Source organism: Photobacterium lutimaris (assembly GCF_003025555.1).
Taxonomy (GTDB): Bacteria; Pseudomonadota; Gammaproteobacteria; order Enterobacterales; family Vibrionaceae; genus Photobacterium; species Photobacterium lutimaris.
Window position 1 is genome coordinate 696413 of record NZ_PYMH01000001.1, and the last position, 16330, is coordinate 712742.

The 16330-nt window shown below is 44.5% G+C and carries 17 protein-coding genes; 6 read left to right on the top strand and 11 right to left on the bottom strand.

All coding sequences use genetic code 11. From position 1 onward, the window contains the following. Positions 1-49 precede the first annotated feature (49 nt). The gene (locus tag C9I99_RS02895) at positions 50-1228 is read left to right on the top strand and encodes an amino acid aminotransferase (protein WP_107347330.1); all 1179 of its coding nucleotides are present in this window, start codon (positions 50-52) and stop codon (positions 1226-1228) included. A gap of 99 nt (positions 1229-1327) precedes the next feature. Here C9I99_RS02895 and C9I99_RS02900 read toward each other — a convergent pair whose 3' ends face one another. The 3 genes from C9I99_RS02900 to C9I99_RS02910 form a co-directional block, all read right to left on the bottom strand. Next, a complete protein-coding gene (locus C9I99_RS02900) occupies positions 1328-2131 on the bottom strand; it encodes an alpha/beta fold hydrolase (RefSeq protein WP_107347331.1) in 804 nt (267 codons plus the stop codon). Positions 2132-2404: 273 nt separating this feature from the next. Further along, entirely contained in the window at positions 2405-2776 is a 372-nt protein-coding gene (locus C9I99_RS02905) for a YgiW/YdeI family stress tolerance OB fold protein (RefSeq protein WP_166645365.1), read from the bottom strand. Positions 2777-2871: 95 nt separating this feature from the next. Beyond that, positions 2872-3708, bottom strand: a complete 837-nt coding sequence (locus C9I99_RS02910) for a CPBP family intramembrane glutamic endopeptidase (RefSeq protein WP_107347837.1) — start codon at positions 3706-3708, stop codon at positions 2872-2874. A gap of 100 nt (positions 3709-3808) precedes the next feature. Here C9I99_RS02910 and cobU point away from each other — a divergent pair, with 100 nt between their 5' ends. The 4 genes from cobU (at position 3809) to C9I99_RS02930 (ending at position 7053) form a co-directional block, all read left to right on the top strand. Continuing rightward, positions 3809-4330, top strand: a complete 522-nt coding sequence (cobU, locus tag C9I99_RS02915; protein WP_107347333.1) for a bifunctional adenosylcobinamide kinase/adenosylcobinamide-phosphate guanylyltransferase — start codon at positions 3809-3811, stop codon at positions 4328-4330. Next, positions 4331-4954 (top strand): histidine phosphatase family protein, encoded by a 624-nt coding sequence (locus tag C9I99_RS02920; RefSeq protein ID WP_107347334.1) that lies wholly within the window; start codon positions 4331-4333, stop codon positions 4952-4954. A gap of 10 nt (positions 4955-4964) precedes the next feature. Then, the gene (locus C9I99_RS02925; protein WP_107347335.1) at positions 4965-6452 is read left to right on the top strand and encodes a cobyric acid synthase; all 1488 of its coding nucleotides are present in this window, start codon (positions 4965-4967) and stop codon (positions 6450-6452) included. Positions 6453-6519: 67 nt separating this feature from the next. Next, positions 6520-7053, top strand: coding sequence for a GNAT family N-acetyltransferase (locus C9I99_RS02930; protein ID WP_166645356.1), 534 nt, complete (start codon positions 6520-6522; stop codon positions 7051-7053). 72 nt (positions 7054-7125) lie between these two features. Here the strand turns inward: C9I99_RS02930 and C9I99_RS02935 are convergent, their stop codons facing one another. The 4 genes from C9I99_RS02935 to C9I99_RS02950 form a co-directional block, all read right to left on the bottom strand. Beyond that, positions 7126-8019: an amino acid ABC transporter permease gene (locus C9I99_RS02935; protein WP_107347337.1), complete on the bottom strand. Its 894-nt coding sequence runs from the start codon at positions 8017-8019 to the stop codon at positions 7126-7128. A gap of 27 nt (positions 8020-8046) precedes the next feature. Beyond that, positions 8047-8823 carry a transporter substrate-binding domain-containing protein gene (locus tag C9I99_RS02940; RefSeq protein ID WP_420849219.1) on the bottom strand — a complete coding sequence of 259 codons (777 nt, stop codon included), beginning with the start codon at positions 8821-8823 and terminating at the stop codon, positions 8047-8049. A 100-nt stretch (positions 8824-8923) separates the two neighbouring features. Further along, positions 8924-9754: an amino acid ABC transporter permease gene (locus C9I99_RS02945; RefSeq protein WP_107347339.1), complete on the bottom strand. Its 831-nt coding sequence runs from the start codon at positions 9752-9754 to the stop codon at positions 8924-8926. A 10-nt stretch (positions 9755-9764) separates the two neighbouring features. After that, the gene (locus tag C9I99_RS02950; RefSeq protein WP_107347340.1) at positions 9765-10502 is read right to left on the bottom strand and encodes an amino acid ABC transporter ATP-binding protein; all 738 of its coding nucleotides are present in this window, start codon (positions 10500-10502) and stop codon (positions 9765-9767) included. A 289-nt stretch (positions 10503-10791) separates the two neighbouring features. Here C9I99_RS02950 and aroG point away from each other — a divergent pair, with 289 nt between their 5' ends. Continuing rightward, the gene (aroG, locus tag C9I99_RS02955) at positions 10792-11844 is read left to right on the top strand and encodes a 3-deoxy-7-phosphoheptulonate synthase AroG (RefSeq protein WP_107347341.1); all 1053 of its coding nucleotides are present in this window, start codon (positions 10792-10794) and stop codon (positions 11842-11844) included. A gap of 57 nt (positions 11845-11901) precedes the next feature. On the opposite strand, the gene C9I99_RS02960 is transcribed toward aroG, so the two are convergent. Genes C9I99_RS02960 through C9I99_RS02975 form a run of 4 tightly spaced genes read right to left on the bottom strand, consistent with a single transcriptional unit; the run spans position 11902 to position 16330 of the window. After that, entirely contained in the window at positions 11902-12993 is a 1092-nt protein-coding gene (locus C9I99_RS02960; RefSeq protein WP_107347342.1) for a tetratricopeptide repeat protein, read from the bottom strand. Between the two features lie 22 nt (positions 12994-13015). Continuing rightward, the gene (locus C9I99_RS02965) at positions 13016-13981 is read right to left on the bottom strand and encodes a type II secretion system F family protein (RefSeq protein WP_107347343.1); all 966 of its coding nucleotides are present in this window, start codon (positions 13979-13981) and stop codon (positions 13016-13018) included. Position 13982: 1 nt separating this feature from the next. Next, on the bottom strand, positions 13983-14954 hold the full coding sequence (locus C9I99_RS02970) for a type II secretion system F family protein (RefSeq protein ID WP_107347344.1): 972 nt from the start codon (positions 14952-14954) through the stop codon (positions 13983-13985). After that, positions 14954-16330, bottom strand: coding sequence for a TadA family conjugal transfer-associated ATPase (locus C9I99_RS02975; RefSeq protein ID WP_107347345.1), 1377 nt, complete (start codon positions 16328-16330; stop codon positions 14954-14956). Before C9I99_RS02975 ends, C9I99_RS02970 begins: the two co-directional genes overlap by 1 nt.

A 16330-nucleotide genomic window follows, 5' to 3' on the forward strand; every position in this document is an offset into this window, starting at 1 on the left:
TGAAGTGGTAGCGTGAAAGGCATGAACGACAACTAAATGGAATTTTATCATGTTTAAGCAACTTGCCGAGGCGCAGTTAGATCCTATCCTATCGCTTTCTCTTGCTTACCGCGACGATCCTCGAGATGACAAGGTTGACCTTGGTATTGGCGTGTATCGTAACAGTCAGGGGGAGACCCCTATCATGAAGGCGGTACAGTTAGCGCAGCAGCAAGTACAGGCTAGCCAGAAAACGAAAGCATATGTTGGCCTTGCCGGTAACGAGCAGTTCAACCAGTCTATGATGGATCTGCTTTTAACTGGCACGTCTGCCAAGCCAAGGGCGGCTGCAGTGCAAACCCCTGGCGCCAGTGGTGCACTGCGTATGCTAGCTGACTTGATTCACCTTGCTGAGCCTGAGACGACAGTATGGATCTCGAATCCGAGCTACGTAAACCATAAGCCCGTGATGGAAGCTGCGGGACTGAAAGTTCGATACTACCCATACTTCGACACCGTCACAAAACAGGTCAACAGTGAGGCAATGCTACAAGAATTGGCCAAGGCAGGGCCTAAAGATGTCGTTTTGCTGCACGGTTGCTGTCATAACCCAACGGGGGCTGACATATCTTTTGCTGCTTGGCAGGCCATCACTGAACTGGCCAATAAAAATGGCTTCATGCCATTTGTTGATATTGCTTATCAAGGTTTTGGCGATGGGCTGGAACAAGATGCTGCGGGCTTGCAATATATGGCTGACAATATCGAAGAGATGGTGATTGCAACATCCTGCTCGAAGAATTTCGGCTTGTACCGGGAGCGTACCGGTGCAGCAATCTTAGTTGGTGATACCCTACAGGAAGCGCAGAAAGCGAAAGGACGAATTCTTAACCTTGCGCGTTCAACTTACACAATGCCACCTGATCACGGTGCAGCTTTGGTTTCGACCATTCTCAGTGATACATCCTTGACACAAACTTGGAAACAAGAGTTAAGTGAAATGCAACAGCGCTTGCTGGCACTTCGTGCTGGTTTAGTGTCTGAAGTTCAGGCGTTGGGAACCAGTCAATTCGACTTTATTCAGCAGCATAAAGGGATGTTTTCAGTAACGGGTTTAACCCCCGAGCAAATCACACGTCTGCGCGACGATTATGCTATTTATGCGGTAGGTGATGGCCGTATCAATATCGCAGGCTTGCAAGAGCAGCATCTAGGTTACGTGGCCCAAGCGCTTGTAGCGGTATCGTAATGGCGCTTAATTGCCTTCATGGCTATTTTGAAAACACAAAAAGGCCAGTCATACTGGCCTTTTTATCATTGCTTGAATTGGCGAGCACTGTTAACCGTGCTATGCCGCCATCATATGGCGCTGAATAAACTCAATAGAATGCTGGTTGAATTCGTCAGGGCGTTCAACATTACAAACGTGGCCACAGTTTTCAAATTCTGTCAGGTAGCTATGCTCATGTTTGTTGACCATTTCCTTCACCGGCTTGATGAACATATAGTCATTGCCGCCCATTAAATAAAGTGTCGGTATGGGGAGTTCTTTTTCCTTGAAGCATTTCATCAAGGGGTTGACGTCTGTTGCCAATTTAAACCAACGCTTGAATTCCTTTTGGCACAACTTTTTTGCGTCGTTAACAAACATTAACCGCGATTCTTTTTGCGCTCTCTGTGGCATAACGACATAGGCAAATAGTTTATACAGCCACATATAAGGGATGAAATGCTTGCACATGTTGCCTGCTGAAATTAACACTTGAGATCGTGTATTCAGGCGTGTAACAGCACCACCTAGCACCATGGTTTTCACTCTTTCTGGTGCCAGCTCAGCCAAGCTGCGAATAATGATTGTGCCCAGAGAGATCCCGACGAAGTGGGCAGACTGGATCTTAAGGTGATTTAAGACCTGTACGATGTCTGCTGTTACTGTTTTAAAGGTGTAAGGGTTTTTGATCATGTCCTGAAACATGTTGTTTGAGCGACCATGTCCTCTTAGATCGAGGAGGAGCAGGTTGAAATGCTGTTTGTAAGCTTTAATCTGTTTAAACCAGATGGATGAACTGCCACCGGCACCATGAACAAATACAACCCAATCTTTGCTGGTTGGGTGAAGGTAAGTTTTATGAAACAACAAAGTATCTGACATGTATCGACTCATTTTTAATTTCAGCTGGCATTATAGCATGGGCCACTTAAGACTTTGCTCCGATGTGTGACGCTTTGTAACTTTAAGGCTTAAGGTGAATTCAAGTTATTGATTGTGAGTTGAATGATAAATATTGAAAATACAATATTGTGACTTCCATCACGCATTGGCTTGGGTGTCGGTGCCCTATTGTACGACAAACAGCAAAAATCGGCATAACCAAGAGTGATGCCGATTGTTGTGTTTCTCATTTTGTATGGCTATGTGCTTCGCTTACAGAATCAGAATGCGATCCACTTCAATTTCAGGGGTGTTACCACCTTCATATTCACCATATAGACGCAGTCTTGTTGTGGCATTGATAGCGGATGGCATGCTGATATCGTCATCAATTTCAACTTGGATCTCTTTGGTACCGTCGCTGAAAATGAAAGTGTCTGCATTGATTTGCTTAATCAGTGTCCCTTCGACGATCGCTTTTTTCTCGGTAAACAGACTGGTGTCATTTAGCAGTTCCGCAATAGTAACCGTTTCTACTGGGCCAGAATAATTCAGCGTAGTTTCAATCTTGTTATGGTCCCCAGCAAAAGCCGCCGCTGGTAAAATGATAGCGGCAGTGGCAATAGCAATAACGGTGTTTTTAATCATAATTCGGTCTCCTTGTGTTGATGATTCTATTAAACAACACAGGTTCTGAATTAGTGATGAGCGGGCGATTCAGAAACGGTTCATATAACCAATTAGTTTGCCATTGGATAGGTGAACAACAAAAGATGTAGCAAGTTGAAAGTAAAATGAATCGCAACAGCAAATGCGAGTCGGCCAGTCCAATAGTATGTCAACCCATAAAGCAGCCCGGCAAGTGTCGCAATGGCGATGAAAAATATACCGCCTGCAAAGTGAGCCAAACCAAAAAGAAGGCTGGTAACGGTGATACCGACTATGGGGGTTAAGCGTTCAATCAAGCGCTGCTGGATATATCCCCGAAATAGCGCTTCTTCAGCTACGCAGGTAAACAACAAGTTGTTGATGACGAAAATCCAAGTCCAAGTTGGTAGCGAGATTTCTGGTTTAACAATTCCTGTACTCCAAGCGAGAAGAGGCAGTGAAGCAAACAGCAGGGCAAGAACAATTAACTGTGGCCTCGCTATCGATGTGGCTTGTTTGAGCATACTCGGAACGAGTAAAAATAACCCGAAGACAATCAGTGGTTTGTCCAGGTTTAAATACATCGTAAAGGGAATGCTATTTGAGCCGGAGAAGACCTTGTCGAGTACCAAGAGGTTACTAAATCCGGGGATCAGGTGAAGTACCAAGGCGGCAGCCCAGATAATAACGAAACCATGGCAAATCGCCTTGTACATCCCCGTTAGACGTTGACTCTGCTTAGCAACGACGAGTCCAAGGACGACGATGCTAAGTGCTAGGGGAGAAATACGAGCGAAAGACAAGGCAGTGGCAGCGGTCAAACTCAGTAATGTTGGCCACATTTTGGGTTTGAAAAATAACGATAAAACGGTACTTGCAAGAAGTAGCCAAACAAGGCCATCCGGCCATAGGTCATTAAGGTGAAACATAGTATTGTAAGCTGAAATGAGCGTTATAATGATAAAATTGAACATCATGGTAACGAAAAAATGCCATGTTTTCATTGTGATAATGGATAAAGGTTAATGAATGGCAACTGAGTTAGTACTGGGGGGAGCACGATCGGGAAAAAGTCGTTACGCCGAATCTGTCGCCCAAGCAAGTGAAAAGCCGATCACCTATATTGCGACAGCAACTGCCGGAGATGAAGAGATGGCAGAGCGTATTGAGCGTCATCGGCAGGATCGCCCTTGTGCGTGGACGGTCATTGAAGAACCGACCGCTTTGGCACAAGCCATTATTGATTCATCGACTCCCGATAACTGTTTGTTGGTCGATTGCCTGACTCTGTGGTTAACCAACTGCTTATTCAATCAGGATCTCAGTATTGACTGGCAGCATCAGAAAGCTGAGCTGCTTGATGCGCTCAACAAGGTGGAAGGGGACGTTGTGTTAGTCAGTAATGAAGTTGGGCAGGGGATTGTACCTATGGGGCAGATGTCGAGACGTTTTGTCGACGAAAGTGGTTGGCTGCATCAAGCCATTGCAAAACAAGTTGATAGAGTGACATTCGTTACAGCAGGGATCCCGCAGTATTTGAAGGGGGCATGAATGGTTAAATGTACAAAGACAAGAATCGATATTTTGCGTCATGGACTGCCTGAGGGTCATGATTGTCTGAGGGGGCATACCGATTTTCCGATCACCCCGACAGGCATGTCGCAAATGACGAAGGCTGTAAAAGGGCTTGACGATATCGAACAAGTAATTGCTTCTCCTTTGCAGCGATGCAGTGAGTTTGCCAATCAATTTTCCCAGCAGTTCACCTTACCTTATCAGCAGCTTAATCACTGGAAGGAAATGAATTTTGGGGACTGGGATGGGAAAAGCCACGACACCCTGTGGCAACAATACGGCTCGTTGTTAGAAACCTATTGGCAGAACCCATGGTTATCGACCCCGCATGGCGGGGAAACGCTGAAAGCGTTTGACCGTCGTATTCAACAAGCATGGGATCAATTGTTAGATAACTATTTAGGCCAGAAAATATTACTCGTGACCCATGCTGGAGTGATGAAGCAACTCATGCGTATCCTATTGGAGATGCCAGAGAACACAAATTACCTTCACCGTATCGATTTACCTTATGCAGCCCGTTATCGCGTCACGGTGACGACAGATGAAAATGGAATCCATTGGCCACAGATCCAGTGGCCAGTAGAACAGCAGTATTGAGCGAGGAAAAATGCAATCAACAACAAAAGCCCTGATGGTTCAAGGTACAACGTCTGATGCCGGTAAGAGTGTTTTAGCCGCCGGCTTGTGTCGGGTACTGGCTCGAAAAAATATTAAAGTCGCCCCATTCAAATCGCAGAATATGGCGCTAAACAGTGCGGTAACCAAAGATGGTGGCGAGATAGGTCGCGCGCAAGCAGTACAGGCGCAGGCTGCAATGATTGAGCCGACGGTTCATATGAATCCGGTGCTGTTAAAACCGAATACCGATGTTGGTGCGCAGGTCATTGTTCAGGGCAAGGCTTTGGCTGATATGGATGCGGTCGGGTACCACAACTACAAAAAAGTGGTGCTAGGGCCGATCATGGAATCTTTCGACATTCTGCAGCAAGAATATCAAACCGTCATTATCGAAGGGGCTGGCAGTCCGGCCGAGATTAACTTGCGTGAAAATGATGTTGCTAATATGGGGTTTGCCGAAGAAGCTGATGTGCCGGTGATCATTGTCGCTGATATCGACCGTGGCGGCGTGTTTGCTCACCTTTATGGCACGTTGGCCCTGTTATCAGACACAGAACAAGCCCGGGTAAAAGGTTTTGTTATTAATCGCTTCCGGGGTGACATTAAATTGCTGGAGTCTGGCTTGGATTGGCTGGAGCAGAAAACCGGTAAACCAGTATTAGGAGTGTTACCTTATCTGCACGGCCTGATGCTAGAGGCTGAAGATGCGATTGACATTCAGCAGGTGGATGCTGAGGGTGAACAATTGCGGGTTTCAGTACCCGTGTTAACCCGTGTCAGCAACCATACTGACTTCGATCCTTTGCGTATGCACCCACAAGTAAATATGCAATTTATCGGTAAAGGGCAGCAAATTCCGCCATCTGATCTTATCATTATTCCAGGGACTAAAAGTGTTCGCAGTGATTTGGACTACCTCAGGGAGCAAGGTTGGGACCAACAAATCGCCCGTCATCTTCGCTTAGGCGGTAAGGTGATGGGTATTTGTGGTGGTTACCAGATGCTGGGGGAATCCATCGCTGACCTTGATGGTATCGAAGGAGAGCCGGGTACAAGCCGGGGGCTTGGGTACTTATCTGTTTCGACAGTATTAGCCCCTCATAAACAGCTGAAGCAAGTTACAGGCAATCTGACAATGCCAGAGCAGAACAGTGTTGCTGTCAGAGGCTATGAAATCCATGCTGGTGTGACTGACGGTGTTGATCAAGATGCCCCAATTTGCCTAGCAGGTAACAAAGATGGCAAGTTTGGTATTGATAATCAGGTGTTTGGTACTTACTTGCACGGTATTTTTGAGCAACAAGAAGCCTGTGATGCTATTTTAAAATGGGCCGGTCTTGCTTCAACGTGTGCACCGGATTTTGATTTGCTCCGTGAGCAAGGTATCGACCGAGTTGCAGATATGCTTGAGGAGTGCATGGATTTTGAAACGTTATGGCCGGAATGGTCAGAACGATTTAGCAAGAAGGGGAGCTAAATTCTCCTTTGGTTAGTCACTGAGCCTAGGACGACATACGACTTAGGCTCTGATAAGAGGGATGAATATGATTTTAGATGTGTCGCCGAGTATTAAAACTCAACGTCTTTATACCAGGCCCTGGGACGAAGACGATCTTGCTGGTTTGTACCGGATAATGTCCAATCAATCTGTTCATACCTTTACGGAAGAGGAGGCTTGGTCTGAAGAAAGAGCGAGGCATGAGTTACAGAAATACCATGTTGACTCTGCAACGGAGTATGGTCGTCGAGGTTACTTTAACTGCCCGCTCATCTTATCTGACTGCAATACCTTGATTGGCCGAGTGGGGTTGCATCCCTATGGTGAAAATGAATCAACCGCCGAAATTGAATGGGTGATTTGTGAGGACCATTGGCATCAAGGCTATGCCACTGAAATTGGACGAGCAATTTTAGAATACGGTCTTCGCGAAGCGGGATTTCACAGTATTATCGGTTTTACTTGTATCCGTAATATGTCAGCACGCCAGGTCATGAAAAAAATAGGGATGGAGCACATTGGAGACAGAGAGCATCACAATAGAAAGCTCAGTGTATTTCAAATTAAGAGGGAGCCATAAGTCGGCTCCCTCTTGTTTTCTGTGGGTTGATTCGGTGCTTATTTTACTGCCTGATGCGAATTTTCGTAGAGGTTATCTTATCTGGTAATGTCTTTGAGAGTGCTTTTCAAGAGAGCTGAATAACACCGAGAGACCAAAACATAGGATGAGATAACCAGCACCAACCAACAGCCAAATTTCGAAAATTAGCCCCGAGGAGTTGGCGATTTCACTGCCGACAAAGGTTAACTCCTGAATGGAGATCAGCGAGATAATGGATGAATCCTTAACCAAAGAAATAAATTGGCCAGCCAGCGGCGGTACGATACCGCTTAAAGCTTGGGGGAAAATAATAAACCGGAAGCGGTCTAATCGTGACAGGCCAAGTGAGTCAGCGGCCTCCCACTGTCCCTTGGCTATCGCATCGATCCCCGAGCGGACAATTTCAGCGATGTAAGCTGCGGCAATAAGCCCGACACAGAGGATCCCTGAGAACAGGTTCTCCCACAGTTTGGCGGGACCAAATAAAAAAGATTGCCAAGGGTTGATCTTGGCTGGGGTATTTCTTAAAACGTTTTCTAACCCCAACGCCGGGATCAACTGACTTGAAATGAAAAAGTAAAAGATAAAGACAAAAACCAGCGGTGGAATGTTCCTGACTAACTGGATATATGCCTGCGCCGGTAGCCGCAAGAAGAACCACGTTGAACGGCGGGCTAACCCAAGTACTAATCCGAGTAAACCGGCAAAGAACATACCCCATAGACTCAGGCGCAAAGTGGCCAATAATCCTTGAAAGAAGTAGGGCAGTTCACCATTGCGACCGGGTGTCATAACGAGAGTAAAAGCCTTGTCCCAATTCCACTGATAATGTATTCCTGCGGATGAACGGTACCAAAGCCAGCTGATAGCGGCGACAATCAACAGGATTAATACGCCATCCAGCTTGTTCAGTTTTAGTCTTGCCGGGATGTTGATTCCCGGCATGATTTGGCTCTTTGTTTGCGACAACACTTATTGTCCTTGTGCGATTTGGTTTTCCCAATCGAGGGTCGTGAACCAATAATCATGACGCTCTTTCAGCCAACCGTCTTCGGTACGTAATAAAATCCAGTTGTTGAAGAAATTAAGCAAGTCAAATTCACCATGGCGGATAGCGAAGGCTTCAGAACCCCGGCTCAAACGTTCATTAAAAGGAATATACAGCTTGTCGCTGTACTGAATTGCCATGTGTTCAGGTTTAGGCGATGAGGCAAGAGCAGCATGGGCGTTACCATTTAACACCTCTTGGAATGCCTGTGCCTCATCATCAAACTGGCGTAATTTTGCCTTCGGGAAGTACTTTTTCGCGGTTTGCACGGTAAAAGCGCCACGGCGTACGGCTAGGGTAACACTGCGTTTGTTATAGTCTTCAAAACTTGATTTATCCTCGGCTAGATCTTTGTGAGCGGCAAGCTGAACACCAGAATGGGCATATGGGCTGGTAAAAAGAACGCTCATATTTCGCTCTGGCGTAATAGATAATCCGCCGATAATAACATCGAATTTACCTGCTAGCAGAGCCGGAATAATGCCATCCCATGCCGTTGGAATAAACTCGACTTTTAATCCAGCATCTTTGGCCAAACGGCGGGCAACATCGACTTCAAAACCAACGAGTTCGCCTTGCTTGTCTCTCATAGCCCAAGGGACGAAAGTCGAGAGACCCACTCTTAGTGTTCCGCGTTCTTTGATTTCAACAAGTGCGCTTTTGTCAGCAGCCGTCGAGACAGTGGCCATGGTCAGCGCCATAACAGCAATCAATGCTGATAGTAATCGTTTCATGCTTCCTTTCTCCTTGTGCTTAATGTTCCATTAAGCAATCTATTGCATTGTTTTAAGGGTAATTGGGTTAATGTGACGGTGTATTCAGTCGGTGAGCCAGCCACGCCGCCAGGCCAGACAGAGTCAGGGTAACAACAAGATAAATACCTGCAACGGTAAACCAAACTTCAAAAGGCATCGCAGTGTCAGCGACGATATTCCGCCCTTCGGTAGTAAGGTCGAATATGGCCATCACACTAACAATCGAAGAGTTTTTGACCAGAGAAACCGCTTCATTGGTCAATGGCGGCAAAATGCGTTTAATCACTTGCGGTAAGATAATAAACCGATAGCTATCTATGGTGGATAACCCTAGGCTATCACTGGCTTCGAACTGCCCTCGTTCGATATTGGTTAAACCCGCGCGGAAAATCTCTGCCGTGTAAGCGCCTTGGAAAAGGGACAGGGCTAATACAGCAGTCGTAAATCTCTCGAGGCCAAGGACTGGACCGAAAACGAAATACAGTAAATAGATTTGAACTAGCAAGGGCGTGTTTCGAATCAGCTCGATATAAACCCTGGCAATGCCTCGGCCAACGACAGAATTGGATAGGCGAAGTAACGCGGTTATTAAGCCAATGGCTAACGTAAAAAATAAACTCACGGCCGAGATGTTCAAAGTGACCGTGAGTCCTTCTAATAATTCTGCAGGGAACCATTGGCCATCCTCAACGAACCAGAGGTATTGTGGAATGCGGTACCATTGCCAGCGGTAGTTCATCGCATCCGCCCCAGTATCGAGTAACCACATTATGAAGAAAGCGACGAGGCCAACTTGTAATATCCCCGAAATAAAAGGCTTGGATATGCGACCTATAACGCGAAACCAGCGTGATGAATCAACAACATTCTGAACCATAGTTAAGCCCTTAATAACTTAGGATCTGCTCAAGGAAAAGCTGGGTTCTCGGGTGTTGGGGCGTATCGAACAATTGTGCTGGTGGGGCGATCTCTACAATTTCGCCTTCATCCATAAAAACTACGCGATCTGCCACTTTTCTGGCAAAACCCATTTCATGGGTGACACAAATCATGGTCATGCCTTCCTCGGCCAGTTCAGTCATCACATCCAGTACTTCACGGATCATTTCTGGATCGAGTGCCGATGTTGGTTCATCAAACAGCAGAATATCAGGCTTCATACACAGCGAACGGGCGATAGCCACGCGTTGCTGTTGTCCACCAGATAACTGTGATGGGTATTTATCAGCCTGGTGAGCAATGTCAACCCGTGCCAGATACTCCATCGCCAATTGATCAGCATCTTGCTTACTCATCTTTCGCCTACGCCTAGGGGCTAATGTGAGGTTTTCTCGGACTGTCATATGGGGAAATAAATTGAAGTGTTGGAAGACCATGCCAACGTCGCCACGTATTCGCTTGAGGTGCTGTGCATCAAGTGGATGACCCGCAACACTGAGCTGGCCTTCATTGAATTGCTCTAGGCCGTTGATACACCTGATCAGAGTCGATTTACCCGAGCCTGATGGGCCACATATGACGAGTCTTTCCCCGCGAGGAATGTCCAAATTGATATTCTTTAGTGCCTGGAAATCTCCATACCACTTATTGATGTTATGAAACGAAATAACAGTTTCTTTGGTCATCCTGACCGCTCCAAGGAGAAGGTGTATAGAACCTATGTTATTGCTTTGTAATGTGGAATTCAAAGAGATGAAGGGATTATTGGTATATAAGTGTGAAATCATACCTGTTACGCATCTCGTTGATTATTAAGTGACCGATCTGAAAAAAAAATTACCAAATTGACCAATTAGCGTTTGCACTACCCATAAAAGACAGATAAGTTAAAGTCAATTGGATTTGAAATATACTGTCAACAAAGATTGTAATTATAACTTTACGGTTGGCAGGCGCGTAAATTAGGAAGTAACCATGCATAAAACCGATGATGTTCGCATTAGCGAAATTAAAGAACTTCTCCCTCCAGTTGCAGTACTGGAGCGTTTCCCAGCAACTGAAAGTGCGTCAGAAACGGTATACCAATCTCGACAGTCAATTCATAACATCTTAAATGACGAAGATGATCGTTTATTGGTGATTGTTGGCCCATGCTCTATTCACGACACAAAAGCGGCGTTGGAATATGGCCAGAGACTAAAAACACTTCGAGAAGAGTTGAAAGGTGAACTTGAAGTCGTTATGCGTGTTTACTTCGAAAAACCCCGTACAACAGTAGGTTGGAAAGGCCTAATTAACGACCCGTATATGGATAACAGCTTCCAGCTTAATGATGGCCTGCGTATGGGGCGTAAGCTACTGCTTGATCTAACTGATATGGGCGTACCGACAGCCGGTGAATTCCTGGATATGATCACGCCACAGTATATGGGGGATCTAATTAGCTGGGGAGCAATTGGTGCACGTACCACTGAGTCTCAGGTTCACCGTGAGTTGGCATCAGGTCTTTCATGTCCTGTTGGTTTCAAGAACGGTACGGATGGCAATATCAAAATTGCAACTGATGCTATTGGCTCCGCAAGCGCACCTCACCACTTCCTGTCGGTAACTAAATATGGCCACTCGGCGATTGTTTCGACTGCCGGTAATGAAGATTGCCATATTATTCTGCGTGGTGGTAAAGAGCCGAACTACAGCAAAGAACACGTGAATGGAATTACAGAACAGCTTGAAAAAGCGGGTCTGCGTCAAAAAGTGATGATTGACTTCAGTCACGCAAATAGCCTTAAACAGTACCAGCGTCAGCTACTGGTTTCAGAAGAGGTTGGTAGCCAAGTAGCAGCAGGTAATACAGCGATCTTCGGTGTTATGATCGAAAGCCATCTTGTCGAAGGTCGTCAGGATATCGTTGATGGCCAAGAGCCAACCTATGGCCAGAGTATTACAGACGCATGTATCGGTTTCGGTGATACCGAGAAGGTACTTCGTCAACTTGCAGAAGATGTGAAAAAGCGCCGAGCTAAATAATAACCGATAGTTAAATGATTAAGAGCCTGATTTTGATCAGGCTCTTTCTATTTCAAACTAGTGGGTAGTATTGGTAATTGAATAAACTGTTGTTTGAGTTTGTTTATTATCTCTGTACTTAGACAGTTTTACTGCCGGTGCTGTAATTTGAAGTTTTTCAGCACGCTTTAAATTTTCCTGCGCCTTTGCATAAAAAATCGGACTCGTATTGATTGCTCGTTCAAGATAGTCTATTGAACTTTCATAGTCACCTTCAAGCATTGCAAAATAACCAACATCATTTAAGGCCTTTTCTCTTGGCATCACTCGTGATAAAGCATCAACAGCATCTTCATAGCGTTTAGACTTAATATAAGTAAGTCCTAGGTTTGACCACGCTCGTTTATTGTTTGGGTAGAGTGTGGTTGTTCTTCTATTTATTATCTCTGCTTGTTTAAGGTTACCGTCGAGATAATATGAATAGCCTAAGTTAGTGAGTGTCTTTTCAGAGCGGCTATTTTGCCTTAGAGCGGTGAGATAAATCTGCTGTGCTGATTTATGCTTAGCATCAAGATCTGCAATAATCCCCAAACCAACATACGCATAGAGAGGGGAGTTGTCATCGATTAACAACCGTTGGGAAAACAAATCCCGATTTGGATCCCAGTCTTTTTTTCCTTGTCTTTTTTGATCCATCTTCACGGCTCGGAGAAGTTGCTTTTTGGCATTATCTTGTTCTCCTAGCTTGAGTTCAACTATTCCAATAGAAGAGGCATATTGAACATTATCCTTATTAATCATTGCAGCTCGAGAATACGCAAGCTTTGCGAGTTTATAATTTTGCCTTTGTTGATGTATGTAGCCTATTTTATAGAATGCTTGATCAGCGTGTTTTTGTGTTGGAAAGCTCAAGGCACGAATATACTCATAAAGAGCTAAATCCGAGTCATTTGCAAGATACGCTTTGTCACCCCGCAAAATGGCTTCTTTTGCATTCTCTGGAGGGAAATCACCGGTAAGCCCGAGTGTGGATTTTCCATCATAAAGTTCATGGTTAAACTCTACATTGTTATTGGTCGATACCGCATCAGTACTTGAGCAGCCTACAATGAGTGATGATACTATCGAAAAAAAAACTAATTTTTTATTGAGAAAATTTATTGCGCTCATTATTTTACTTCCTTTTATGCGGCTATCGGCCTGCAAACATGTCCAGTACTTTTACGATAGCAGGGCCTACTGCAACGGCAAAGAAACCAGGCCAAATGCAGGTAACTAAGGGGAAAATCATTTTTGTTCCTATTTTTGCTGCTTCTTCTTCTGCTTTTTGCATACGTCTATCTCGAAACTCAACAGCATATTCACGTAAGGTATCACCCATGCTGGAGCCGAGTTTAACCGATTGGGTGATTATACTGACCAGACCTTGGAGTTCGCTCAGTCCTGTCCGCTCAATAAATTGGTTGAGACCAACAGGAATAGAAATACCGATACGGGCTTTCTGGCAAACGAGTTGTAATTCTTGGCTTAATTCAGGAGAGATAGAGTCAATTTCTTTTGCTACGCGATTGAGTGCTGCTTGAAAGCCAAGGCCAGCTTCTGATGCTACAACAAGTAAATCAAGGGCGTCTGGGAATGCATTTCTTAAAGCTTTTGTGCGTCTTTCCGCAAGCTTGCTGAGGACGATATTAGGGATGAATGATGCGGTACCCACTGCTAATAGGGTATAAACAACAACTTTTTGCGATGTGAGCTCAGGAAAAAAATTGGTAGCAATAACTGCACAGATTAACGCAATTAAAGTTAAAATTATCTTGATGGCGTAGTAAGAGGTTAATGCAGATGTTTTTTCAAACCCTGCATGCATTAGTAATTGCTTGGTGTTTATTTGTTCAGTTTTAGACTTAGGTGTTACATACTTCTCTATTGACTCTAGGGTTTTATCTATCTTTTTATGACCGGAAGACTGGCGATGAGCATGATCCGGGCCTGAAATCGTATGTAAGCGTTGTTTAAGCGGGTTAGACAGGTTATAGATTAAGATTCCGATACTAGCAGTAAAGGCGACAGCACTTAAAAAAGCAAACCCTAAAACAATCCATTTAGTAAGATCTGCGTTATCAAAGTAGGTGCTTAATACACTAATGATATAATCCATATCACACCTCAATACGCAGTAGTTTTCTGATCCAAAATAGGCCAAGTGTCATAAGTACCGCAGTAACTGTTAATACAGTTTGCCCTCGTTCTGACTCTAGAAGTGGCGCTATATAATCAGGATTACTTAAGTACAATATAATGAAAAGTACGAATGGCACCATCATTAATACCCAGGCTGACATACGTCCTTCTGCTGAAAGGGTTTTGACTTTCCGCATTAATCGAAATCGACTTCTGATGACACCAGATATTTTGTCGAGGGTTTCAGCAAGGTTGCCACCTGTTTCTTTTTGAATGGTTACAGCACTGTTAAATGCTAGAACGCTAACCGTAGGATTCCGTTTTGCCAAATTTGCGAGAGCAACTTTTAAATCAACCCCATAGTTTAGCTCTACGAATGTCTTTCCAAATTCCACTGAGATTGGTGGTGACATTTCTTCACTGACCGTTTTCATTACTTCAGTAAATGGATAACCGACTAACAATGCACGTTTCATGACATCTAGGGCTTCGACGAATTGCTCTTCAAAAAGGTGTAACCTTTTTTCGGATTTATGGCGTAAAAATAAGATAAAACCTGCAAATATAATAAGCGGTGCTGCTGCTGTTAATTTAATACTCAGTGTTAGTAACAGAGTGCCTATCATTGACAAAAGCATAGCCGCAGTGAGACATATCCCGACTTTATAGGCTTTCCAGTTCAGACCTGCGAGCTCGATTTTCTCGCCTAAGTATTCACCCACAGCATTATTCTCTAACCAGCGCTCGGTTGGTGATAATTTATCGAGATAGCTTTTTCTCAGCAATGAGTGTTGATGACTTTTACCCGATTCAGCAATGATTTCTAGCTGTTTTTTTAACAATCTACTTCGGTTAGCTCTCGTGCCAGATGTTGAGATTAGGATGGTTTGCGAAATGACAACGACCGCAACAAATAAGATGATTAAGTATAGCTGTAGATTCTGCTCCATTAGAAACCACCACTATTGTCAGATGTAAAGTATGAATATGGAATTTCGATTCCCATATGCTTGAAAGTATCCATGAAAGAGGGGACATTTCCTGTTGCATGATAATGACCAATGACATTGCCATTTTCGTCAATGCCTTGACGTGTATAGCAAAATAGCTCAGTTAATGTAATGACATCGCCTTCCATGGCATTAACCTCAACGATACTGGTAATCCTACGTTTACCATCTTCCATACGCCGTAATTGGACAACAATGTTTAGTGCAGAAGCAATTTGCGAGCGTACATTTTTGGTGGGCATATTCCACCCAGCCATTGCAAACATGTTCTCAATACGGCCTAAGGCATCTCGCGGTGTATTGGCGTGGATTGTTGTCATTGACCCATCATGACCGGTATTCATTGCCGCAAGCATATCGACGGCTTCACCACCACGAACCTCACCGACGACGATACGATCTGGTCGCATACGCAATGAATTGATAACTAACTCCCTTTGCGTGATTGCTCCTCTCCCTTCAATATTCGGAGGGCGGGTTTCTAACCGAACGACATGGGGCTGCTGTAGTTGTAGCTCAGCAGAGTCTTCGATGGTCACAATTCTTTCGTTTTTTGGGATGAAAGACGAACATATATTGAGTGTTGTCGTTTTACCAGAACCGGTTCCTCCGGAGATAAGAATATTCAAACGGCCTTTGACTATTGCCTGTAAAAAATGGGCCATTTCTTCGTTAAGGGAGCCATAATTTAGCAATTGTTCAATTTGAAGCTTATCAACGGCAAACTTTCGGATTGATAAAGAAGGGCCATCTATAGCAAGCGGGGGAATGATGGCATTCACTCGAGAACCGTCTTTTAGTCTGGCGTCAACCATAGGTGAGCTTTCATCAACACGCCTACCGACTTGGGAGACTATTCGGTCAATAACATTTAAAAGGTGCTGGTCATCACGAAATGTAGAGCTTACAGGTTCAAGTTTACCTTTACGTTCAACATAAATCTGACTACTGGAATTGACAAGAATATCTGATATAGACTTTTCTTTTAGGAGTGGCTCAAGTGGACCTAAGCCTAATATTTCATCGCCGATTTCTTCTATAACCCGCTTGCGTCCTTCTGCGTTAAGGGGAACATCTTGATCAAGCATTAGCATACTCGACATCTCAGCGATTTGCTCATGGGCCTGTTCGATGGGTAAACTATCTAAAAGGGCTAAGTCGAGGGTATTATAAAGCTCTCTGATAATACGTTCTTTTATTACTTGCTCTTCTGGGTTTGCGGGGGCAATATGTAACTTTACTTCATCTGCATTATTGGTTGAATGCGGTAATGATGTAGGTGCTTGTGCCGTATCCACTCCCTTTTTTTTAAACAT